The 21,443-nt window shown below is 74.3% G+C and carries 25 protein-coding genes, 1 pseudogene and 1 riboswitch; of the genes and pseudogenes, 12 read left to right on the top strand and 14 right to left on the bottom strand.

The genetic code is table 11. The features are described 5' to 3' along the window. Positions 1–4: 4 nt before the first annotated feature. Positions 5–1,447, bottom strand: a complete 1,443-nt coding sequence (gene gndA / locus ABZW14_RS29710; RefSeq protein WP_355352916.1) for an NADP-dependent phosphogluconate dehydrogenase — start codon at positions 1,445–1,447, stop codon at positions 5–7. Positions 1,448–1,795: 348 nt separating this feature from the next. Here gndA and ABZW14_RS29705 point away from each other — a divergent pair, with 348 nt between their 5' ends. Beyond that, the gene (locus tag ABZW14_RS29705) at positions 1,796–2,035 is read left to right on the top strand and encodes a hypothetical protein (protein ID WP_355352913.1); all 240 of its coding nucleotides are present in this window, start codon (positions 1,796–1,798) and stop codon (positions 2,033–2,035) included. A 65-nt stretch (positions 2,036–2,100) separates the two neighbouring features. Here the strand turns inward: ABZW14_RS29705 and ABZW14_RS29700 are convergent, their stop codons facing one another. Continuing rightward, positions 2,101–2,796, bottom strand: a complete 696-nt coding sequence (locus ABZW14_RS29700) for a hypothetical protein (protein WP_355352910.1) — start codon at positions 2,794–2,796, stop codon at positions 2,101–2,103. A gap of 154 nt (positions 2,797–2,950) precedes the next feature. Between ABZW14_RS29700 and ABZW14_RS29695 the strand changes: the two genes are divergently transcribed. Next, on the top strand, positions 2,951–4,150 hold the full coding sequence (locus ABZW14_RS29695; protein ID WP_355352907.1) for a sensor histidine kinase: 1,200 nt from the start codon (positions 2,951–2,953) through the stop codon (positions 4,148–4,150). Next, positions 4,147–4,797: a response regulator transcription factor gene (locus ABZW14_RS29690; protein ID WP_355352904.1), complete on the top strand. Its 651-nt coding sequence runs from the start codon at positions 4,147–4,149 to the stop codon at positions 4,795–4,797. Before ABZW14_RS29695 ends, ABZW14_RS29690 begins: the two co-directional genes overlap by 4 nt. Before the next feature lie 6 nt (positions 4,798–4,803). Here the strand turns inward: ABZW14_RS29690 and ABZW14_RS29685 are convergent, their stop codons facing one another. From ABZW14_RS29685 to ABZW14_RS29675, 3 genes are all read right to left on the bottom strand, one after another. Further along, on the bottom strand, positions 4,804–5,604 hold the full coding sequence (locus ABZW14_RS29685) for an energy-coupling factor transporter transmembrane component T (protein ID WP_355352901.1): 801 nt from the start codon (positions 5,602–5,604) through the stop codon (positions 4,804–4,806). Further along, positions 5,601–7,016, bottom strand: coding sequence for an ABC transporter ATP-binding protein (locus ABZW14_RS29680; RefSeq protein WP_355352898.1), 1,416 nt, complete (start codon positions 7,014–7,016; stop codon positions 5,601–5,603). Before ABZW14_RS29680 ends, ABZW14_RS29685 begins: the two co-directional genes overlap by 4 nt. A gap of 104 nt (positions 7,017–7,120) precedes the next feature. After that, the gene (locus tag ABZW14_RS29675) at positions 7,121–7,711 is read right to left on the bottom strand and encodes an ECF transporter S component (RefSeq protein ID WP_355352895.1); all 591 of its coding nucleotides are present in this window, start codon (positions 7,709–7,711) and stop codon (positions 7,121–7,123) included. 74 nt (positions 7,712–7,785) lie between these two features. Beyond that, a riboswitch (TPP riboswitch) is annotated at positions 7,786–7,892 on the bottom strand. 77 nt (positions 7,893–7,969) lie between these two features. Between ABZW14_RS29675 and ABZW14_RS29670 the strand changes: the two genes are divergently transcribed. The 5 genes from ABZW14_RS29670 (at position 7,970) to ABZW14_RS29650 (ending at position 13,093) form a co-directional block, all read left to right on the top strand. Next, positions 7,970–8,794, top strand: coding sequence for an alpha/beta hydrolase (locus ABZW14_RS29670; RefSeq protein WP_355352892.1), 825 nt, complete (start codon positions 7,970–7,972; stop codon positions 8,792–8,794). After that, entirely contained in the window at positions 8,791–9,603 is an 813-nt protein-coding gene (locus ABZW14_RS29665) for an AAC(3) family N-acetyltransferase (RefSeq protein ID WP_355352889.1), read from the top strand. The genes ABZW14_RS29670 and ABZW14_RS29665 overlap by 4 nt, the downstream gene beginning before the upstream one ends. Continuing rightward, entirely contained in the window at positions 9,600–10,349 is a 750-nt protein-coding gene (locus ABZW14_RS29660; protein WP_355352886.1) for an SIS domain-containing protein, read from the top strand. The genes ABZW14_RS29665 and ABZW14_RS29660 overlap by 4 nt, the downstream gene beginning before the upstream one ends. An 88-nt stretch (positions 10,350–10,437) precedes the next feature. Further along, complete coding sequence (locus tag ABZW14_RS29655) at positions 10,438–10,941, top strand: DUF6328 family protein (RefSeq protein WP_355352883.1); 504 nt, start codon at positions 10,438–10,440, stop codon at positions 10,939–10,941. 178 nt (positions 10,942–11,119) lie between these two features. Further along, the gene (locus tag ABZW14_RS29650; protein WP_355353013.1) at positions 11,120–13,093 is read left to right on the top strand and encodes an acyl-CoA dehydrogenase family protein; all 1,974 of its coding nucleotides are present in this window, start codon (positions 11,120–11,122) and stop codon (positions 13,091–13,093) included. A gap of 39 nt (positions 13,094–13,132) precedes the next feature. On the opposite strand, the gene ABZW14_RS29645 is transcribed toward ABZW14_RS29650, so the two are convergent. The 8 genes from ABZW14_RS29645 to ABZW14_RS29610 all read right to left on the bottom strand — a co-directional run bounded on the left by ABZW14_RS29645 (position 13,133) and on the right by ABZW14_RS29610 (position 17,595). After that, positions 13,133–13,300, bottom strand: a complete 168-nt coding sequence (locus ABZW14_RS29645) for a hypothetical protein (protein ID WP_167537054.1) — start codon at positions 13,298–13,300, stop codon at positions 13,133–13,135. Between the two features lie 9 nt (positions 13,301–13,309). Further along, positions 13,310–13,915: a hypothetical protein gene (locus ABZW14_RS29640; protein ID WP_355352880.1), complete on the bottom strand. Its 606-nt coding sequence runs from the start codon at positions 13,913–13,915 to the stop codon at positions 13,310–13,312. Positions 13,916–13,963: 48 nt separating this feature from the next. Then, on the bottom strand, positions 13,964–14,356 hold the full coding sequence (locus ABZW14_RS29635; protein WP_091269948.1) for a Fur family transcriptional regulator: 393 nt from the start codon (positions 14,354–14,356) through the stop codon (positions 13,964–13,966). Beyond that, the gene (locus tag ABZW14_RS29630; protein ID WP_262282078.1) at positions 14,353–14,655 is read right to left on the bottom strand and encodes a metalloregulator ArsR/SmtB family transcription factor; all 303 of its coding nucleotides are present in this window, start codon (positions 14,653–14,655) and stop codon (positions 14,353–14,355) included. Before ABZW14_RS29630 ends, ABZW14_RS29635 begins: the two co-directional genes overlap by 4 nt. 43 nt (positions 14,656–14,698) lie before the next feature. After that, complete coding sequence (locus ABZW14_RS29625) at positions 14,699–15,571, bottom strand: metal ABC transporter permease (RefSeq protein ID WP_355352876.1); 873 nt, start codon at positions 15,569–15,571, stop codon at positions 14,699–14,701. Beyond that, complete coding sequence (locus tag ABZW14_RS29620; protein WP_355352873.1) at positions 15,571–16,332, bottom strand: metal ABC transporter ATP-binding protein; 762 nt, start codon at positions 16,330–16,332, stop codon at positions 15,571–15,573. The genes ABZW14_RS29625 and ABZW14_RS29620 overlap by 1 nt, the downstream gene beginning before the upstream one ends. After that, positions 16,329–17,267 (bottom strand): metal ABC transporter substrate-binding protein, encoded by a 939-nt coding sequence (locus ABZW14_RS29615; protein ID WP_355352870.1) that lies wholly within the window; start codon positions 17,265–17,267, stop codon positions 16,329–16,331. The genes ABZW14_RS29620 and ABZW14_RS29615 overlap by 4 nt, the downstream gene beginning before the upstream one ends. Positions 17,268–17,337: 70 nt before the next feature. Beyond that, positions 17,338–17,595, bottom strand: a complete 258-nt coding sequence (locus tag ABZW14_RS29610; RefSeq protein WP_355352867.1) for a DUF6703 family protein — start codon at positions 17,593–17,595, stop codon at positions 17,338–17,340. 27 nt (positions 17,596–17,622) lie between these two features. On the opposite strand from ABZW14_RS29610, the gene ABZW14_RS29605 reads away from it, so the two are divergent. The 4 genes from ABZW14_RS29605 to dusB all read left to right on the top strand — a co-directional run bounded on the left by ABZW14_RS29605 (position 17,623) and on the right by dusB (position 21,279). After that, positions 17,623–17,964 (top strand): antibiotic biosynthesis monooxygenase family protein, encoded by a 342-nt coding sequence (locus tag ABZW14_RS29605; RefSeq protein WP_355352864.1) that lies wholly within the window; start codon positions 17,623–17,625, stop codon positions 17,962–17,964. 25 nt (positions 17,965–17,989) lie between these two features. Next, complete coding sequence (locus ABZW14_RS29600; RefSeq protein ID WP_355352861.1) at positions 17,990–18,562, top strand: hypothetical protein; 573 nt, start codon at positions 17,990–17,992, stop codon at positions 18,560–18,562. Positions 18,563–18,675: 113 nt separating this feature from the next. Then, positions 18,676–20,055, top strand: a complete 1,380-nt coding sequence (locus tag ABZW14_RS29595) for a glycine--tRNA ligase (RefSeq protein WP_355352858.1) — start codon at positions 18,676–18,678, stop codon at positions 20,053–20,055. A 51-nt stretch (positions 20,056–20,106) separates the two neighbouring features. Then, a complete protein-coding gene (dusB, locus tag ABZW14_RS29590; RefSeq protein WP_355352855.1) occupies positions 20,107–21,279 on the top strand; it encodes a tRNA dihydrouridine synthase DusB in 1,173 nt (390 codons plus the stop codon). A 70-nt stretch (positions 21,280–21,349) separates the two neighbouring features. Here dusB and ABZW14_RS29585 read toward each other — a convergent pair. Continuing rightward, positions 21,350–21,443, bottom strand: a pseudogene (locus ABZW14_RS29585) (phytochelatin synthase); the annotation flags it as partial.

Here is a 21,443-nt window from a genome sequence, read left to right as displayed (position 1 = left end):
GCGCTCACGCCTCCACTTCGGAGCGGTCGCCCGCCCAGAGCGTGTGGAAGGACCCCTCCCGGTCCACCCGGTGGTAGGTGTGCGCGCCGAAGTTGTCCCGCAGCCCCTGGATCAGCGCCGCCGGCAGCCGCTCGGCGCGCAACGCGTCGAAGTAGGCCAGCGACGACGAGAAGGCCGGGGTGGGCACCCCCGCCCGGGCGGCGTCCGCCACCACCCGCCGCCAGGCCGGGACCCCGGCGCCGACCCGGTCGGCGAACCAGGGGGCGACCAGCAGCGTGGGCAGGTCCCCCTCCGCGTCGTACGCCTCCCGGATCCGGTCCAGGAAGCGGGCCCGGATGATGCAGCCGCCCCGCCAGATGGTGGCCGTGCCGCCCAGGTCGATGTCCCAGTCGTACTCCTGGCTGCCGGCGCGGATGTGGTCGAAACCCTGCGCGTACGCGACGATCTTGCTGGCCAGCAGCGCGCGCCGGACGTCCTCGACGAACGTGTCCCGGTCGTCCACCTGCCACTTCTCGCCCGCGTCGGGGAACGCGCGGCGGGCGGCGGCGCGCTGGTCGGCGTGCCCGGAGAGCGACCGCGCGAAGGTGGCCTCGGCGATGCCGGTGATCGGGATGCCGAGGTCCAGCGCGCTCTGCACGGTCCACCGGCCGGTGCCCTTCTGCTCGGCCTGGTCGAGCACCACGTCGACGAAGGGCCGGCCGGTCGCCGTGTCGGTGTGCCCGAGCACGGCGGCGGTGATCTCGATGAGGAAGGACTCCAGCTCGCCGCCGTTCCACTCCCGGAAGATGTCCGCGATCTCCGCCGGGCTCGCCGACAGGCCGGCCCGCAGCAGGTCGTACGCCTCGGCGATGAGCTGCATGTCCGCGTACTCGATGCCGTTGTGGACCATCTTCACGAAGTGGCCGGCGCCGTCCGGTCCGATGTGCCGGCAGCACGGGACGCCGTCCACCTGGGCGGCGATCCGCTCGAAGATCGGGCCGAGCTTCCGGTAGGACTCGGCGGAGCCGCCCGGCATGATGCTCGGCCCGTGCAGCGCGCCCTCCTCGCCGCCCGAGACCCCGGTGCCGACGAAGTGCAGCCCGTGCCCGCGCAGCGCCTCCTCCCGGCGGCGGGTGTCGGCGAAGTGCGCGTTGCCGCAGTCGACGACGATGTCGCCCTCCTCCAGCAGCGGGACGAGTTCGTCGATCACCGCGTCGGTGGGTGCGCCGGCCTTCACCATGACGATCACGGCGCGGGGGCGTTCCAGCGCGGCCACGAAATCGGCCATCGACTCCGCCGGCACGAACGCGCCCTCGTCGCCGTGCTCGGCCACGAGGCTGCGGGTGCGCTCCGGCGAGCGGTTGTGCAGGGCCACGGTGAAGCCGTTGCGGGCCAGATTCCGGGCCAGGTTGCGGCCCATCACCGCCAGGCCGGTGACCCCGATCTGCGCCGTCGCCTGCTGTGCCATGCGTACCGCCACCCCTCGTCTCCGGTGCCCGTTCTGCGACCGTATCGCGGCCGGTGCGGCGCGGGGCCGGGACGTCGACGCCGGGTGAGGGTGCGGTGGCGGTGCGTTCCGGGCCCGGTGGCGGTAATTCGGGTGCGGGGCGGCACGGCGGTGGGTTAGCGTGCTGGCATGCGTAACTGACGCCCACCTCTCGCAGGCCCGGTCCACCGTGCGTACCGCCGTGGACCGTGCGCCCCGGGCGTCCGCATCCTCCCGTCACCGTCGGTGGCGTGGCGTTCCTGGCCGGACCCGCCCGGGCTGTTCCCCGCTCGCCGTGCCCACGGGTGCCCGACAGTCAGGAGGCAGCGTATGCCCGCCAAGCGCAGTCCGAAGAAGTCCCACAAGCCCGCGCCGTCCCCGGTGGACCTCACCCCGCCGGATCTCGACGCGCTCACCGTGGCGCCCGCCGCCCCGGTGACCCTGCCCGGTCGCGCCGACGCCCCGCCGCCCCCGCCGAAGGCCGGCCCGCCGGCCGGTCGGGACGCCCGGCTCGCCGGGCGCAGCCAGCGCGCCGGTCAGACCCGGTTCTACGCCTTCCGGCGCAGCTGAGATCGTCGGGTGCGGTTGTCGTCGTTCCGGCGACGACAACCGCACCCGAAGCTCCCGCTCGCCCCTCAGGCCGCGGCGGCCGCCGGGGTCGCCGTCCCGGCCGGCGCCTCGGCAGCGCGCCGCCGCGCGACGCCGAGGGCCAGGCCCACGAAGCCGGCCACCATGAGCGCGCTCACCGCCAGCTTCACCACGACGCCCGAGCCGACCAGGTCCAGCACCTGCCCGGCGGTGAGCAGCAGCGGTACCCAGAGGGCCACGAGGCGGGCCCGCCAGGCGCCGAAGGCCAGCACGAGCAGGCCGACCAGCCAGCCGAGCAGCCACACCGCGAACGAGGCCATCACGAACGGATCCCCGTCGATCGCGGTCGTCACCGGACGGACGGCGTCGGCGTCCACGCCGCCGCCGGCCAGGGCCCCGAAGAACGCGTTGTACTGCCACAGGTGGACGGTAGAGAAGTAGAGCCCGAGCAGCGCCGTGGCGCCGCCGATCATGGCCGCCACCGGCTTGCGCCGGTGCAGCGTGGCGGCCAGCCCGAGCGTCGCCGGCAGCAGCAGCAGGTGGGCCAGCGCGAACAGCACCGTCTCCACCCGCCACGCGCCCAGGTTCCCGGCGGCCACCGCCACGTTCCCGGCGGTGTCGGCCACGTCGTCCGGGAACATCACCCAGTAGAAGGCGTTCGCGACGCCGTACGCCACGCCGCCGCCGAGCAGGGCGCCCGCCGTGAGCCGCCGGCCCGTCCGCCCTCCGGTGCTGTCGTCCATCAGTGTCTCCTCTCGAAGTCGTGGGAGGGACGCTAGGAGCCGCACCCGGACCGGGTCGTCGGCGCGGAAGTTGATCCCCGGGTGGAGAGTCGGCGGCCGTCGCTACACCCGTGGGTGGACGCGGCGAGCCACCCGCCGTGGCTACCCTTCCGGCATGTCTGCCGTCCTCGCCGTCCGGGGCCGGTGGCGCGGGGTCGCCACCGCGCTCGCCGGGGCCGCGCTGTTCGCGTTCGGCCTGGCCGAGCTGTACGTTCCGCTGGCCGGCTACGTCGAGGGGGAGGGGCCGGACCTCGCCGCGCTCTCCGGCGGCTGGCTCGCCGTCCTCACCGTGCTGCTGGTCGGCTACGGCCTCGCGGTGGCCGGCTGCACGTCGTACCCCCGGACGGCCGCCGTCGTCGCCGGGGCCTGCTTCACCGCGCAGAGCTTCACGCCCGTCCTGCCGGAATGGCCGGTCGTGCCGCTGCTGGCGCTGGTGGCGGCCACCTTCGCCTGTGTCGCGGTGGGCGGCCGGGCCGCCGTCGCGGTCGGTGTGGCCGGCTACCTCCTCCCGCTCGGGATCGAGAACGCCGCGGCCGGCGACTCCGACTGGGTCTTCATCCTGTTCGTGGGGCTCGCCGTGCTGGGTCCCGGGTACGCCGTGCGGATGCGGCGGGCGCAGGCGGCCCGGCTGGTGGCGCTGGCGGCCGAGCGGGAGGCCGCCGCCCGGACGGACGAGCGGCTGCGGGTGGCCCGCGAACTGCACGACATCGTGTCGCACGGCGTCTCGGTGATGGTGTTGCAGGCCGCCGCGGCGCAGGCGGTGCTCGACTCGGACGCGGGCCAGGCCCGCGCGTCCCTCGACGCCGTGCAGGAGGTCGGGCGCGAGGTGGTCACCGAGCTGCGCCGGTTGCTGGTCATCCTCCGCGGCGCGGAGGCGGCGCCGGAGGGACTGCCGTCGTTGCGGCGGATCGACGCGCTGACCTCCGGGGTGACCCTGGCCGGCGGGCGGGTCGAGGTGACCGTCACGGGTGATCTCGCCGCGATTCCCGCCGCCGCCGATGTCAGCGGGTACCGGATCCTCCAGGAGGCGCTGACCAACGCCACCCGGCACGCGCCGGGCGCGACCGTCCGCGTCTCGATCGAGGTGGGCGGCGACGATCTCCGGCTGCACGTGGTGGACGACGGCACCGGCCGGGCCCGGCGGGACGCGGGCACCGGGCACGGCCTGACCGGCATCCGCGAGCGGGTGGAGCTGTTCGGCGGCACGGTGAGCGCCGGGCCCCGCCCCGGGGGCGGCTTCGAGGTGCGCGTCACGCTGCCCTTCGACGCCGAGGCGTCGGCCGGCGCACTGGCCACGGCGGGGTTCACCGGATGACCCGGGTCCTCATCGCCGACGACGAGGCGCTGGTGCGCGGCGGGCTCCGCCTGATCCTCAGCGCCCAGCCGGACCTCGACGTGGTCGCCGACGCGGCCGACGGCGAGGAAGCCGTGCAGCTGGCGGCCCGGCTCGCGCCCGACGTGGTGCTCATGGACATCCACATGGCGCCGGTGGACGGGATCGCCGCCACCGAGCGGATCCTGGCGGCACGCGGCGACACCCGGATCATCATGCTGACCACCTTCGACCTGGACGAGTACGTCTACCGGGCGCTACGGGCCGGCGCCTCCGGCTTCATGCTCAAGACCACGCCGCCCCGGGAGCTGGCCGAGGCGGTGCGGACCGCGGCCCGGGGCGACGCCCTGCTCTCCCCGTCGATCACCCGTCGCCTGATCGACCACTACACCGCGACCGCGTCGGTGGTTCCCGACCCGGGCCTCGCCGGGCTGACCGTGCGGGAGACCGAGGTGCTGCGGATGATGGCCCTCGGCCTGTCCAACCGGGAGATCGCCGACCAGCTCTTCGTCGGCGAGGCGACCGTGAAGACGCACGTCAACCGCATCTTCGCCAAGCTCGGGGTGCGGGACCGGGTGCAGGCGGTGGTGCTGGCGTACCGGAGCGGGCTGGCCCAGCCGCGCCGGTAGCGGGGCTCAGCCGATCAGCGGACGGAACGTGCCCAGCACCACGCTGACCGTCAGCGCCGCCCCGGCGATCGTCGCCGCGCCCGCGACCAGCAACGCGTCCGCCCGGGTGAAGCGCTGGCGGCGGGCGACCGTACGCGGGGTGCCGGCGTCGAAGCCCCGGGCGTCCATGGCGACGGCCAGCCGGGTGCCCCGCCGGATCGCCCCCACCAGCAGCGCGAACGCCGTCGACCCGAACAGCCGCAGCTTGGCCAGCGGGTTGCGGCCGGCGTCCACGCCCCGGGCCCGGCGGGCCATGCTGATCATCCGCCACTCCTGCTCCAGCAGCGGCACCAGCCGGAACGCGGCCAGCGCGCCGATGGCGAACCGGGCGGGCGCCTTCGCGTTCTGGATCAGCGCGTCGGCCAGGTCGGTGGGGTCGGTGGTGGCGAAGACCAGGATCCCGGGCAGCGCCACGGCGAGCATCCGCAGCACCAGTCCCAGCGCGGTGACCAGCACACCCTCGGTGACCAGGACCGGACCGGCCTCGACCAGCACCCGGCCGGAGCGGTCGGCGGCGAAGAGCACCAGCGTGACCAGGATGCCGGCGGCGCCGGCCAGCAGCGGCCAGGCCCGGCGGGCCAGCACCCGGTAGCGGACGCCGAACAGCGGCAGCACCGCCAGCTCGACGGCGATGGCGATGGCGGGGGCCACCGGGTCCAGGGTGGCCACCAGGACCAGGGTGAAGACCAGCGCGGCGGCCAGCTTCGCCACCGGGTTCCGCCGGGCCAGCGGCGCCCCGGCCACCGCGACCGGCTCCACGTCGATCATCGGCGCTCCAGGGTGATGGTCCGGTCGGCCAGTGCGGCGACGAAGTCCGTGTCGTGGGTGACCGCGACGACGCCGTGGCCGGCGTCGCGCAGGTCGGCCAGGAGATCGACCAGCTCCCGCCAGGTCCGCCGGTCCTGGCCGAAGGTGGGCTCGTCGCAGATCAGCAGGCGGGGCGCGGTGGCCAGGGCGGTCGCCACGCTCAGCCGCCGCGCCTCCCCGCCCGAGAGGGTGTACGGGTTGGCGCCCGCCAGCCGGTCCAGCCGCAGCCGCTCCAGCAGCGCGTCCACGGTGGTTGTCACGGCCGCCTCGGGCTGCCCGGTGCGGCGCGGGCCGAGGGCCAGCTCGTCCCGGACGGTGCTCGTGACGAACTGGTGTTCCGGGTCCTGGAAGACCGAGCCGATCCGGCCGGCCAGGGCGGGCGCCCGCCAGCGGTGCGGGGGAGTGCGCGCGTCCCGGCCGGCGAGGGCGGGGGTGGCGGCGACCGTACCGGTGCCGGGGCGGAGCAGGCCGCCGAGGAGCAGGGCCAGGGTGGACTTGCCGGCGCCGTTCGGGCCGAGCACGGCGAGCGCCTCGCCGGCGCGTACCCGGAGGTCGGTGGGGGCCAGCCGGGGCGGCAGGCCGAGCCGGTCGGCGGTGAGCAGCACGTCGCCGGGCGGCGTGGTGGCGTGCCGGGGCGGCACGGTGCGGCCCGGCACCCAGACCCCGGCGGCGGCGAGCGCGTCGCCGTGCGCGGCGAAGACCGCGTCGGGCGGGCCGTCGGCGCGTACCCCGCCGCCGGGTTCCAGCACGACGACCCGGTCGACCAGCGGCAGCGCCTCGGCGACCCGGTGCTCGACGAGGATCAGCGTGGTGTCCGCGTCGAGGGCGTCGGCGACGGCCCGGCGGATCAGGTCGGCGCCGGCCGGGTCGAGGTTGGCGGTCGGCTCGTCGAGCAGCAGCAGCCCCGGCCGCAGGGCGAGCGTCCCGGCCAGCGCCAGCCGCTGCTGCTCGCCCCCGCTCAGCGCCGCGGTGGGCCGGTCCCGGTCGTACGGGAAGCCGACCCGGTGCAGCGCCTCGTCCACCCGGGGCCAGATCTCCCCGGCGGGTACGCCCCGGTTCTCCAGCCCGAACGCCACGTCGTCGCCGCAGCGGGCCATCACCAGCTGGGTCTCCGGGTCCTGGAAGACGATGCCCACACGTTCCCGTGCCTTGCGCGGGTCGAGCCCGTCGATCTCGACGGTGCCCTCCTGCTCACCGGAGTCCTCGGGCAGCAGGCCGGCCAGCGCCGCCAGCAGGGTGCTCTTCCCGGCCCCGGAGGGCCCGAGCAGCAGAACCCGCTCCCCGACCTCGACGCGCAGGTCGACCCCGCGCACCGCCCAACCGCGGCGCCCCGCATGCCGCCACCCGAACCCCCGCAGCTGAACGGCACCCACGCGCCACCTCCTCTCGGCCCAGCTTGGTTGATCAAGAGGTTTGCGTCCGGAAAACGGCTTCCGCTGACGCAAACCTCTTGATCAACGCGGTCTCGGTTCTGTGCTCAGACCAGGGCTCGTTCGCGGCCGGCCGGGAAACGGTCCAGGACGCCGGTGTTGGCCAGGGCGCGGGTCAGGAGCCAGGCGCCGGCGCCCGCGATCACCGTGGCGCTCACGATGGTCAGGAGGGCGTACGGCAGGCGGTAGTCGACCAGGTCGTAGGCCTTGTTCCAGTAGACGAAGTCGAAGATGGCCGCGGTCAGGCCGGTCAGCGCGCCGGCCAGCAGGGCGGCCGGCAGCCGGTACGCGCGGTAGCGGAAGGCGGCGAAGGCCAGCTCGGCGCCGAGGCCCTGCATCAGGCCCTGCACGATGACGATGCCGCCCCACTGGCTGCCCAGCAGCGCCGAGATGATCGCCGCCAGCAGCTCGCAGTAGAGCGAGGCGCCGGGCTTACGGATGACCAGCCCGCCGAGCACGGCCGGGACCAGCCAGACGCCGTAGATGAGTGTCTGCGCGGGCGGGAAGAAGGCGAAGGCGGCGTCCGTGGCGCCCCAGAGCAGCCCCCAGGCCCAGAAGATGACGCCGAAGGCGACGGCGATCACCGAGGCGACGACGATGTCGACGGTGCGCCAGCGGTTGCTGTCGGTGTGGTTCATGGCTGACTCCCAGTTCAGGTGAGGAACCAGGAGAAGACGCACGCCGCGCCCGGTGGTCACCGGACGGCGGCGCGGCTGGAGGTCGACCGAACTCCCTGCGCTGGCATTACCCAGATCAGGTTCGAGGGTCTGCGGGCACCGGCCCGCACTCTCAGCGCTGTGCGCTCCCCTGTCGGATGTGAAGTTGTCTCGTCGCAGACGCTAGCACCGACCCCGCCGCCCGGCCCAGCAGGGCGATCGCCCGTTAGGGTGGCGGCCATGCGGGTCGAGGTGCGAGGTCTGACGTTCGAGGTACGCACCGGCGGCCCCGAGGCCGGCGAACCCGTCCTGCTGCTGCACGGCTTCCCGCAGCACTCCGGCGAGTGGGACGAGGTCACCCCCGCGTTGCACGCGGCCGGGCTGCGCACGTACGCGCTCGACCAGCGCGGCTACTCGCCGGGCGCCCGGCCTGCGGACGTCGGGGCGTACCGGATCCCGGAGCTGGTGGCCGACGCGGCCGCCGTGCTCGACGCGCTCGGGGCGACCAGCGCCCACCTGGTCGGTCACGACTGGGGCGCGATCGTGGCGTGGGGCCTGGCGGCGGCGCACCCGGAACGGGTCCGCACGCTGACCGCGGTGTCGGTGCCGCACCCGGCGGCCATGGGGCACGCGCTCGCCACCGACCCGCGGCAGAAGGCCCGTTCCTCCTACATCGCCCTGTTCCGCAAGCCGGGCAAGGCGGAGAAGGTGCTCCTCGCGTTCCGGGCGGCGACCCTGCGCCGGATGCTCGGCGGGGTGGGTGACGCCGGACGGGTGGCCCGCTACGCCGACCCGATGCGCGAGCCCGGCGCGCTGACCGCGGCCCTGAACTGGTACCGGGCCATGACCGGGGCGGACATGAAGGCCGTCGGGCCGGTGGGCGTGCCGACCACGTTCGTCTGGAGCGACGGGGACGTGGCGATCGGGCGCACGGCCGCCGACGCGTGCGCCGCCCACGTCACAAGCGACTACCGCTTCGTGGTGCTGCCCGGCGTCACCCACTGGATCCCGGACGAGGCGCCGGGCCCGCTGGCCGCGGCGATCCTCGCCCGCGCCGGCCGATGATCGCGACCATCCCGCCGGCCCGGCCGCACACCCGCGCGTCGCTCGCCGCCCAGCTCCGCGACCTCGGCGTACGCCCCGGCGGGACCGTGCTGGTGCACGCCTCCCTGCGCCCGCTGGGCTATCTCTGCGGCGGCCCCGAGGCGGTGCTGCTCGCCCTGCGCGACGTGCTCGGCCCGGCCGGCACGGTGGTGGTGCCCACCCACACGCCGGACAACAGCGACCCGGCGGAGTGGAACAACCCGCCGGTGCCGGGGGACTGGTGGCCGGTCATCCGCGACGAGCTGCCCGGCTTCGACCCGGCGGTGACCCCGAGCCGGTTCATGGGCGCGCTGGCCGAGCTGGTCCGCACCTGGCCGGGTGCGCTGCGCAGCGGCCATCCACACGTCTCGTTCGCCGCGCTCGGACCGGCAGCCGGGCGGGTCGTCGCCGGCCACGCGCGCGCCGACATGCTGGGCGAGGGCTCGCCGCTGGCCCGCCTCTACGACCTCGACGCCGACGTGCTGCTGCTCGGCGTGGACCACGGCAGCAACACCTCCCTGCACCTGGCCGAGTACCGGCAACCCGCGCCGCCCCGGCAGCGCTGCGGCGCGGCGGTGCTCACCGCCGGCGGCGGCCGGGAGTGGGTGTGGTGGGACGACGTGCGCCTGGACGACGAGGGTTTCACCCGGCTCGGCGCCGACCTGGAGGCCACCGGAGCGGTGCGGCTCGGGCCGGTCGGCGACGGGACGGGCCGGTTGATGAGGCAGCGGGCGGCGGTCGACTTCGCGGTCGAGTGGCTGGCCCGGCACCGACGGACGGAGGAAGCATGACGGTGAGTTCCGAGGCGTACCTGGCGGTGGTGACCGAGACCATCGGCCGGGTGGCCGCCGACCAGCGGGAGAACGTGGCCCGGGCGGCGGACCTGATCGCCGCGTCGTTGCGCGACGACGGGGTGGTGCACGCGTTCGGCACCGGCCACTCGGAGGCCCTCGCCATGGAGATCGCCGGCCGGGCCGGCGGGCTGGTCCCCACCAACCGGATCGCCCTGCGCGACCTGGTGCTGTACGGCGGCGAGCCGGCCGACGTGCTCGGCCCGAAGCTGGAACGCGAGCCGGCCGTGGCGCACCGCCTCTACGAGCTGGCCCCGGTCCGGCCGCAGGACGTGTTCGTGCTGGCCTCCAACTCCGGCGTGAACGGGGCCATGGTCGAGTTCGCCGCCATTGTGAGGGAGCGCGGACACGGGCTGGTGGCCATCACCTCGGCGCAGCACTCGGCGCGGATGAGCTCCCGCCACCCGTCCGGGCGCAAGCTCGCCGACTTCGCCGACGTGGTGCTGGACAACGGCGCCCCGTACGGCGACGCCACCCTGCCGCTGCCCGGTGGCGGCGCGGTCGGCGCGGTCTCCTCGATCACCGCCGCGCTGCTGGCCCAGCAGATCGTCGCGGAGGTGGTCGCCCGGCTGCTCGCGGCGGGGGAGCGCCCCCCGGTCTACCTGTCCGCCAACATCACCGGCGGCGACGAGCACAACGCCGCGCTGGAGGCCCGGTACGCGGGCCGCATCCGCCGCGGGGCCTGAACCCGTTTCACGCTCGGGCCGACGGGGCACAGCTGAGCTGCCGGTGGGAGGCCCCCACCGGCAGTACCGTCTTCCCTGGAGGTGATGGGTGTCCAAGGAAACCGAGAAGCAGCGCTGGCAGCGCAACTTCGCCGACCTGCTCCAGGAACTGCGGGTGGCGCAGACCGGGGTGCAGATCCTGTTCGCCTTCCTGCTGACCCTGCCGTTCAGCAACGGTTTCGCCCGGACCAGCGGCTTCCAGAAGGACGTCTACATCGTCGCGTTGCTGTCCGCCGCCGCGGCCACCGCGATGATCATTTCCCCGGTCGCCTTCCACCGGGCGCTGTTCCGCCAGGGCCGCAAGCCGGAGCTGGTCCGCTTCGCGCACCGGATGGCCACCGGCGGTCTCGGCTTCATGCTGATCTCGATGGTCAGCGCGGTCCTGCTGGTCACCGACTTCGTGCTGAGCCGCCCCATCGCCTTCGTGCTGAGCGGGGTCACCGGGGTCTGGTTCCTGGTCTTCTGGGTGATCCTGCCGTTCGCCCGGCGCAACTGGGGTGACGAGGACATCGACGACGAGGACGACGACCCGCCGGCCCTGGCCGGCGACTGACCGCCCCGGTCCCGCCAAATCGGACGTGCGCGCGAGGCTACCCCTGGGTAACACCCGGGGGTAGCGTCGTTTCCGAGGCACGTCGACGCAGCCGGACCGAGGTCTCCAGGAGGCAGCCGTGACCACGACACAGAACAGCCGGCCCGACCCCGCCGGACACGGCGGCCCGACCGGGCGGGTGGCGCCCATCGACGACCCACCGCAGCCGGCCGTGGACGGGGCCGGGCCGCTGCCCGCCGAGGCCGGCCAGGTCTCCGAGAAGGAGGCGCGGCAGGTCGCCGAGGCGGCCCGCGAGTCGGCCTGGGACCGGCCCAGCTTCGGCAAGGAACTGTTCCTCGGCCGCTTCCAGCTCGACCTGATCAACCCCTGGCCGCGCCTCGACCCGGCCGAGGCGGCGCGGGCCGAGGAGTTCCTCGCCGCGTTCGGGGCGTACCTGGACTCCGAGGTGGACGGTACGGCCATCGAACGGGACGCGCGGATCCCCGACGAGGTGTTCCACGGGCTGGCCCGGCTCGGCGCCTTCGGCATGAAGATCGACCGGAAGCACGGCGGCCTCGGGCTGAGCAACCTGCATTACTGCCGGGCCCTGATGCGCGCCGGCTCGGTGAACCCGTCGATCGGCGCGCTGCTCTCGGCGCACCAGTCGATCGGCGTGCCGCAGCCGCTGAAGATGTTCGGCACCCCCGAGCAGAAGGAGCGCTTCCTGCCCCGGCTGGCCGCCGGCGAGGTCTCCGCCTTCCTGCTCACCGAGCCGGACGTCGGCTCCGACCCGGCCCGCCTGGCCACCACGGCCGAGCCGACCGAGGACGGCACCGGCTACCGGCTCAACGGCGTGAAGCTCTGGGCCACCAACGGCACGGTCGCCACCCTGCTGGTGGTGATGGCCCGGGTGCCGGCGGCCGAGGGACGGCGCGGCGGCATCACCGCCTTCGTGGTGGACGGCGACAGCGAGGGCATCACCGTCGAGCGACGTAACGCCTTCATCGGCCTGCGTGGCCTGGAGAACAGCCTCACCCGGTTCCACGACGTCTTCGTGCCCAAGGAGAACGTGATCGGCGGCGAGGGCAAGGGCCTGAAGATCGCGCTGACCACGTTGAACACCGGCCGGCTCTCACTGCCGGCCATGTGCGTGGGCGCCGGCAAGTGGGCGCTGAACGTGGCCCGGGAGTGGGCCGCCGACCGGGTCCAGTGGGGCCGGCCGGTCGGCGAGCACGAGGCGGTCGCCAAGAAGCTCGCCTTCATGGCCGCCACCACGTACGGCATGGAGTCCATGCTCGACCTCTGCTGCCTGCTCGCCGACGACGACCGCAACGACATCCGCATCGAGGCCGCGCTGGTGAAGCTCTACGCCAGCGAGATGGCCTGGAAGATCGCCGACGAGCTGATCCAGATCCGGGGCGGGCGCGGCTACGAGACCGCCGACTCCCTGGCCGCCCGGGGCGAGCGTCCGGCCGCGGTCGAGCAGCTCCTGCGGGACCTGCGGATCAACCGGATCTTCGAGGGCTCCACCGAGATCATGCACCTGCTGATCGCCCGCGAGGCGGTCGACGCGCACCTCTCGGTGGCCGGCGACATCATCGACCCGGACGCCGGTCTGGGCCGCAAGGCGAAGGCCGGCGCTCGGGCCGGCGTCTTCTACGCGAAGTGGTTGCCCACGCTGGCCGTCGGCAAGGGCCAGGCGCCCGGGGCCTTCCACGAGTTCGGCCCGCTCGCCGGGCACCTGCGGCACGTCGAGCGCACCTCCCGCAAGCTGGCCCGGTCCACCTTCTACGCGATGTCCCGCTGGCAGGGGAAGATGGAGCGCAAGCAGGCGTTCCTCGGCCGGGTGGTGGACATCGGCGCGGAGCTGTTCGCGATGTCGGCGGTCTGCGTCCGGGCCACGGCCGAGCGCGCCGAGCACCCGGAGAACGTCGAGCTGGCCGACCTGTTCTGCCGGCAGGCCCGGCTGCGCGTCGACGAGCTGTTCACCGGGCTGTGGTCCAACACCGACGCGGTGGACGTGGCCGCCGCCAAGCGGATCATCGCGGGCCGCTACGCCTCGATCGAGGAGGGCGTCGTCACCCCGCCCGCCGACCAGCCGTGGGTGGCCCGCTGGCAGCCCGGCCCGTCGACGGCGCAGGACGTCCGCCGCCGCATCCCGCCCGCGCCGTGACGGTCGCCGGCCCCCGCCGGGCGCGGCGGGGGCCCGCCGTCAGCGGGCGACCGCCCAGGCGATCACCCCGGCCAGGATGAGGCCGTTCAGCCCGGCCAGCACCAGGTACGCGGCCGGGGGGATCCGGCGGCCCTTGCGGACGAAGCTCACGAGCACGCCCGCGTAGATCAGCAGCAGGACCGCGACGACGATCAGGAAGTACAGCACCGGCACACCTTACCGGCCGGTGCGCAGCCCGAGTCCGCGCAGCTCCAGCGCGGCGAGCGCGTCGACCGTCTCGTCGTCGCCGCGGCGCCACGCCTCGGCCACGTCCGGCGCGATCCGGTTCAACTTGGCGAGGGGCTGCCCGGCGAGCGCGCGCAGCGCCAGCAGGTCCCGCCCGGCCGGGGCGGCGGCGAGGGCCTTGGCCGCGCCGGCCCGGCGCATCCAGCGCACCCGCAGGGGCAGCCAGCCGAACAGCACCAGGCCGAGCGGGAACACCAGCACCGCGACGGCCAGCGCCAGCGCCAGCTGGCCGACCAGCTCCTGCTGGTCGCGGCCGGCCTCGGCGACCGCGCGGGCGGCCTCGGCGGCCTTGGTGAAGGGCGCGGTCAGCTCGTCGCCGACCAGCGGCACCCGGCCGACCTTGCCGCCGGCGTCGGCCAGGTTGTCGGCGAGCCCGCCGCCGGCCCCCTCCAGCTTCTGCCCGGGTACGGCGAGTTTCTCGACCAGGTCGTGCACCCAGAGCGCGAAGCGGATCGCCGCGTACACCCAGACGACCACGAGCAGATCGGTGAGGAGCTGACGGAGTGCGGTCGGAAAACGGTCGGCGTAGATCTTCACGCCGGACAGCGTGCCACGGCCCGGCCGCGCGGGCACGGGTCGGATTTGTCAGCCGGCGCAGCCCGGACAGGTGCCGAAGATCTCCAGGGTGTGGCTGACCTGCACGTACCCGTGCTCGGCGGCGACCCGCTCGGCCCAGCTCTCCACCGCCGGGCCGGCCACCTCCACGGTCCGGCCGCAGGCCCGGCAGACCAGGTGGTGGTGATGGCCCTCGCTGCACCGGCGGTAGAGGTGCTCGCCGCCCGGCGGGCGCATCACGTCGATCTCGCCGGCGTCGGCCAGCCCCTGGAGGGTGCGGTAGACGGTCGTCAGCCCGACCCGTTCGCCGCGCTGGCGCAGCATGGCGTGCAGGTCCTGGGCGCTGTGGAAGCCGTCGACCTCGGCCAGCAGGGCGCTCACCGCGGTCCGCTGCCGGGTGTTGCGCAGTGCCCCCTCGGTCACGACGGCCCCTCCCCGGCGTGGCTGACGGCGTCCGCCACGATGTGCGCCACGTGCTCGTCCACGAGCGCGTACGCGATCTCCCGGCCGCGCCGCGAGCCGCGCACCACGCCGGCGCCGCGCAGCACCCGCAGGTGCTGGGAGACCAGCGGCTGCGGGGCGCCGAGCTTCTCGACCAGCTCGTGCACGCAGCGCTCGCCCTCGGCCAGCTCGCTCACGATCGCCAGCCGGATCGGCGCCGACAGCGCGCGCAGCAGGTCACCCGCGCCCTCGAAGGCGTCGTACCCGTTCGTGACCGTCACCCCGTAACGGTAACCAATGCCAGCAGCGCCGGCCGGAACGGCCTCACCGCAGCACCACCTCGTGCTCCGGCGGCTCGGCCACCGGCACGGCGGCCGGGCGCGTCCGCCGGCGCAGCGCCCGCCGCCCGGCCGCCAGCAGCGCCACCACCAGGAACGAGCCGATCGCCAGCAGCACCACCGAGGCGCCGGGCGCGGTGTCCGCGGTGGCGGCCACCCACACGCCGGCACCGGCCGCGAACAGCCCGAGCGCCATGGCCGCCGCCATGGTGGCCCGGAAGCCACGGGTCACCTGCTGCGCGGTGGCCACCGGCACCACCATGAGCGCGCTGATCAGCAGCACCCCGACCGCCCGCATGGCGATGGTCACGGTCACCGCGGTGCCGACCGCGAGGAGCATGTTCAGCGCCCGCACCGGCAGGCCGGACACCCGGGCGTACTCCTCGTCGTGGCAGACCGCAAAGAGCGCCGGCCGCAGCACGAGCATGGTCACCAGGATCGCCACGCCGAGCACTCCGATGGTGACCAGGTCGGCCGGCGACGTCGTGGTCAGCGACCCGAAGAGGTACGCGTTGAGCGACCCGCTGCTGGCGTCGGAGAGCCCGACCAGCATCACACCCCCGGCGATGCCGCCGTAGAACAGCAGCGCCAGGGCCAGGTCCCCGGAGGTGCGCCCGCGCGAGCGGACCAGCTCGATCACGATGGCGCCCAGCGTGGCCGCGACGACCGCGACCAGCACGGGGGAGCGGTTGAGCAGCAGCCCGGCGCCGACGCCGGTGAGCGCCACGTGGCCGATGCCGTCGCCGATCAGCGCCAGCCGGCGCTGCACCAGGTAGATGCCGAGCGCCGGGGCGGCCAGCCCGATGACCAGCGCGCCGACCAGGGCGCGCAGCATGAAGTCGTACTGGAAGAGGTCCATCACATGCTCCACAGCCCGGCGGGCTCCTCGTCGCAGTGGGGGTGCACGTGGTCGTGACCCGGCTCGGCGTGGTGACCGGCCGGCTCCGGCACCGCGCCGTCGTGGCAGATGCCGCCCTGATGGACGACGACGGCCCGGCTGATGAGCGGGCGCAGCGGCCCCAGCTCGTGGGCGACCAGCAGCACGGTGCCGCCGCCGTCGCGGAAGGCCCGCAGCGCATCGGCGAACGCCTCCTGGCTGGCCGCGTCCACGCCGGCGGTCGGCTCGTCGAGCACCAGCAGCTCCGGCCGGCCGGCCAGGGCCCGGGCGATCAGGGTGCGCTGCTGCTGGCCGCCGGAGAGGGTGGCGACCGGGTCGCCGGCCCGGTCGGCCAGCCCGACCGCGCGCAGCGCCGCGGCTACCGCCTCACGGTCGGCCCGCCCCGACGGGCGCAGGACGCCCCGGCGGGCCAGCCGCCCGGACGCGACCACCTCGCCGACGGTGGCGGGTACGCCGCTGCCCGCGCCGAGCCGCTGCGGGACGTACCCGATGCGGTGCCACTGCCGGAAGCGGCGCTGCGGCGTGCCGAAGAGGGTGACCGACCCGGCGCCCAGCGGCACCAGGCCGAGCACGGCGCGGATCAGGGTCGACTTGCCGGAGCCGTTGGCGCCGAGCACGGCGACCACCTCGCCGGCGGTGACGGTCAGTGAGACGTCGCGCAGCACCGCCCGGCCGTCGTAGCCGACGGCGGCGTGCGTGACGTGGATGACGGGTTCGGTCATGAGCAGTCCAAGGCGGTCCGCAGGGTCTGGAGGTTGGCGCGCATGGCCGACAGGTAGTCGCCGTCGGCGGGCGGGCCCTCGATCGGGTCGAGCACGGCGGTCATCGCCCCGACCTCCCGGGCCACCGTCTCGGCGATCTTGGGGCTGACCAGCGTCTCGAAGAAGATGGTGGTGGCCGCGTGCTCCCGGGCCTCCTTCGCCACCTCGGCGAGGCGCTGCGGGGAGGGCTCGGCGTCGGGGCTGAGGCCGGTGATGCCGACCTGTTCGAGCCGGTAGTGCTCGGCCAGGTAGCCGAAGGCGGTGTGGCTGGTCACGATCTCCCGGCGCTGGCAGGTGGCCAGGCCCCGGGTGTAGTCGGCGTCGAGCCCGGTCAGTTCGGCGCGCAGCGCCGCCGCCCGGGCGGTGAAGTCGGCGGCCCGGTCCGGGTCGACCGTGCCGAGCCGCTCGGCGAGCCGGTCACCGACGGTGGCCAGCCGGGTCGGGTCCAGCCAGAGGTGGGGGTCCTTGCCGCCGGACTCCTCCTCGTGGCCGCCCTCACCCTCGTGCTGGTGGCCGCCCGCGGCGGCGTCGAGCAGCGGCTGTACGCCCGCCACGTCGAACGCCCGGTCACCGCCGTTCTGCTCGACCGCCTCGTCCACGGCCGGCTGGAAGCCGGACAGGTAGACGATCAGCTCGGCGTCGACCACCTGGCCGACCTGGCGCGGGTTGAGCTCCAGATCGTGCGGCTCGGCGCCGGGCTTGGCCAGGCTGGTGACCGTGACGGCGTCGCCGCCGATCTTCTCGGCGAGGAACTGGAGGGGATAGAACGCGGCCACCACGTCGACCCGGTCCGGGTCGCTCCCACCGCCCCCCTCCGAGCAGGCGGCCAGGCCACCCAGGGTGAGCAGGGCGGCGGTGGCGGCGGCGAGCGCGCGAGGGGCTGAGCGGACGGTCATGCACCTACTGTCCGCGATAACGAAATTGATTGTCAAAAACGCATGATTGCATGTCAGCGCAGGTCAACGGTCAGAGCAGCTTCGCCAGCGCGATCGCGATCAGCAGGGTCAGCATCAGCAGCCGCAGCACCCGCGTCGCCGGGGCCTGCACCGGCCAGGTGACGGTCATCAGCCAGACCAGCCCGCCGGCCAGCGCCAGCAGCAGCAGACCCCCCGCCGCGCCCGGCGCGAAGAGCCCGACCAGCACCAGGACCAGCGCGGCCAGGAACACCGTCGTCGGGTTGAGCCGGGCCAACCGGGACAGCACGGGGGTCTGCGTACGCTGCATGCCACAGACTCTACGAGGAGGAACCCGGTGCTGGTCACCAACCGGTTCGTGGTGGACGCCGACGTGGCGGACGAGTTCACCCGAGAGGCGCACGCCGCGCTCGCCGCCCTCGCCGCCCGCCCCGGCTACCTGCGCGGCGAACTGCTCCGGGCGCTGGACGACCCGGCCCACTGGTGCCTGGTCACCGAGTGGGAGTCGGTCGGGGCCTACCGGCGGGCGCTCGGCGGCTTCGACGTCAAGGTCACCGCCGTGCCGCTGCTCGCCCGGTCGGTGGACGAGCCCTCGGCGTACGAGACACTGGCCAGTGCCGCGCCGGACGGCGAGATCGTCGTGGCGGCCAGTGATCGGGCCGCAGGTCCTTACCGCTGAGGCCGGGGGCACTACCCTGGCGCGTATGAGCGCTCCCGGGCCGGCCGCCCCACCACCCCCGCCCGTGCCCGGCGTCCCCGCGCCGCCGCCCGGTGTGCCGCCGGTGTCGCCGGGCGAGCCGGGTGTCCCCGCGCCGCCGCCGGGCCCTGGGGTCGCCCCGCCGTTCGCCGCCCCGCCCACCGAGGGCGGCCGGGCCCGGCTCTGGCTCGGCCTGGGTGTCGGCGCGCTCGCCGTGCTGCTCTGCTGCGGCGGGGGCGGCGCGGCTGTGGTCGGGCTCGCCGTGAGCAACGTGCAGGCCGTCGAGGAGCAGGGCAAGGCGGTCACCGACGACTACTACCAGGCGCTCGTCGTCAAGGACTGGTCCAAGGCGTACGACCAGCTCTGCGACGACGCCCGGCGGCGCGAGTCCCGGGCGGAGTTCGAGCAGCGGGTGGCCACCGAGCCGCAGATCTCCGGCTACCGGGTGGGCGAGGTCGACACAGCGACGCTGACCGTGCCGGTGGACGTGACCCTGGCCGGCGGCCGGCGGGAGGCGCAGACCGTCACGCTGGCGCCGGACCAGCAGACCGGCGGCATGGAGGTGTGCGGGGTGAGCTGACGGGGCCCCGGTATTCTGCTGGGCTCGGGACCGTGGTGGTCGTACCGTTGTCCCGAACCGTCCGGAACCACTCACATCGCCCCCGCCGACCGCCAGCCGGCGTAGGAGGAAACATGCCAGCCGACCGTATCGACTCCGTCGTCAGCCTCGCCAAGCGCCGGGGCTTCGTCTTCCCCTCCAGTGAGATCTACGGGGGAACCCGGTCGGCCTGGGACTACGGTCCGCTCGGCGTCGAGCTCAAGGAGAACGTCCGCCGGCAGTGGTGGAAGACCATGGTCCAGCAGCGCGACGACGTCGTCGGCCTGGACTCCGCGGTCATCCTGGCCCGCAAGGTCTGGGAGGCCAGCGGCCACATCGCCGAGTTCGTCGACCCGCTCACCGAGTGCCAGTCCTGCCACAAGCGGTTCCGCGCCGACCACCTCGAAGAGGCGTACGAGGCCAAGCACGGCAAGCCGCTCACCTCGCTGACCGAGCTGAACTGCCCGAACTGCGGCAACAAGGGCACCTTCACCGAGCCGAAGATGTTCAACGGCCTCATGAAGACCTACCTGGGCCCGGTGGAGAGCGACGAGGGCCTGCACTACCTGCGCCCGGAGACGGCCCAGGGCATCTTCGTCAACTACAAGAACGTGGAGACGGTCGCCCGCAAGAAGCCGCCGTTCGGCATCGCGCAGACCGGCAAGTCGTTCCGCAACGAGATCACCCCGGGCAACTTCATCTTCCGGACCCGCGAGTTCGAGCAGATGGAGATGGAGTTCTTCGTCGAGCCGGGCACCGACGAGAAGTGGCACGAGTACTGGCTCGCCGAGCGCTGGAACTGGTACCTCGACCTGGGCCTCTCCGAGGACAACCTGCGCTTCTACGAGCACCCCAAGGAGAAGCTCTCCCACTACTCGAAGCGCACGGTCGACATCGAGTACCGGTTCCAGTTCGGCGGCACCGAGTTCGCCGAGCTGGAGGGCATCGCGAACCGCACCGACTTCGACCTGTCCACGCACAGCAAGCACTCCGGCGTCGACCTGTCGTACTTCGACCAGACCAAGGGCGAGCGGTGGATGCCGTACGTCATCGAGCCGGCCGCCGGCCTCACCCGCGCGGTGCTGGCGTTCCTGCTCGAGGCGTACGACGAGGACGAGGCCCCGAACACCAAGGGCGGCGTGGACAAGCGCACCGTCATGCGCTTCGACCCGCGGCTGGCCCCGGTCAAGGTGGCGGTGCTGCCGCTGTCCCGCAACGAGGCGCTCTCGCCGAAGGCCAAGCAGCTCGCCAGCGACCTGCGCAAGCGCTGGGTGGTCGAGTTCGACGACTCGCAGGCCATCGGCCGCCGCTACCGCCGGCAGGACGAGATCGGCACCCCGTTCTGCGTCACCGTCGACTTCGACACCCTCGACGACAACGCGGTGACCGTGCGGAACCGGGACACCATGACCCAGGAGCGCGTCTCCCTGGACCAGGTCGAGCGCTACCTGATCGAGCGCCTGCCGGGCTGCTGACGCTGGTCACGGGGCCCCGGCCGGTCGGCCGGGGCCCCGTACACTTGTGCGGTGACCGCCCCGACCCTGCCCGCGCTGCGCCCGCTGACCCTCGGCCCGCACGAGGTGTGGCCGCCCGTGGTGCTCGCGCCGATGGCCGGGATCACCAACGTCGGCTTCCGCCGGCTCTGCCGTGAGCAGGGCGGCGGCATCTACGTCTGCGAGATGATCACGACGCGGGCGCTGGTCGAGCGGAACCCCAAGACGCTCCGCATGATCGCCTTCGGCGCGGACGAGCACCCCCGCAGCCTCCAGCTCTACGGCACCGATCCGGAGATCACCGCCGCCGCCGTGCGGATCGTGGTCGAGCGGAACCTCGCCGACCACATCGACCTGAACTTCGGTTGCCCGGTCCCCAAGGTCACCCGGCGCGGCGGCGGGTCGGCCCTGCCGTGGCGGCGCCGGCTGTTCGCCCGGCTGGTCCGGGCCGCGGTGGACGCCGCGTCCCCCGCCGGGGTGCCGGTCACCGTGAAGATGCGCAAGGGCATCGACGACGACCACCTGACGTACGTCGAGGCCGGCCTCGCCGCCCAGGACGCCGGCGTCGCCGCGGTCGCCCTGCACGGGCGTACGGCCGCGCAGCGCTACTCGGGCACCGCCGACTGGGACGCCATCGCCACCCTCAAGCAGGCGCTCGACGTGCCGGTGCTCGGCAACGGCGACATCTGGGAGGCCGATGACGCGCTGCGGATGGTCGCCCACACCGGTGTCGACGGCGTGGTGGTCGGGCGCGGCTGCCTGGGCCGGCCCTGGCTGTTCGCCGACCTGGAGGCCGCCTTCAACGGGCGCACCGGGCGGCGGCTGCCGAACCTGGGCGAGGTGGCGGCGACCATGCGCCGCCACGCCGAGCTGCTGGTCGACCAGTTCGTGGCCGGCGCCCGCAACCCGGCCCGGGGCGAGCGCGACGGCTGCACCGACTTCCGCAAGCACGTCGCCTGGTACCTGAAGGGCTTCCCGATCGGCAGCGAACTGCGCCGCTCGCTCGCCATGATCGAGAGCCTGGCCCAGCTCGACGACCTGCTCGGCAAGCTCGACCCGACCGTGCCGTTCCCGGTGGAGACCCTGGGCCAGCCGCGTGGCCGGACCAACTCCCCGGGCAAGGTCGCGCTCCCCGACGGCTGGCTGGCCAGCCGCGACGACGACACCCCGCCGGACGGCGCCGAGCTGGACGACTCCGGCGGCTGACACGACACGACGAAAGGGCCCGACCCCATCGGGGGTCGGGCCCTTTCGTGTTGCTGTCCTGCTGTGATCGTCAGGAGGCGCTGTAGCCGCGGGTGGCGATCCAGTCGGCGAGGTTGTCGACGCTGATGCGGTAGGAGGCCATGTTCGGGTCGGCCGAGTCGGCG

The organism is Micromonospora sp. NPDC004551 (assembly GCF_040609975.1).
Taxonomy (GTDB): Bacteria; Actinomycetota; Actinomycetes; order Mycobacteriales; family Micromonosporaceae; genus Micromonospora.
The sequence above is the reverse complement of the archived record's forward strand: the minus strand, read 5'-3'. Positions and strand labels throughout refer to the sequence as shown.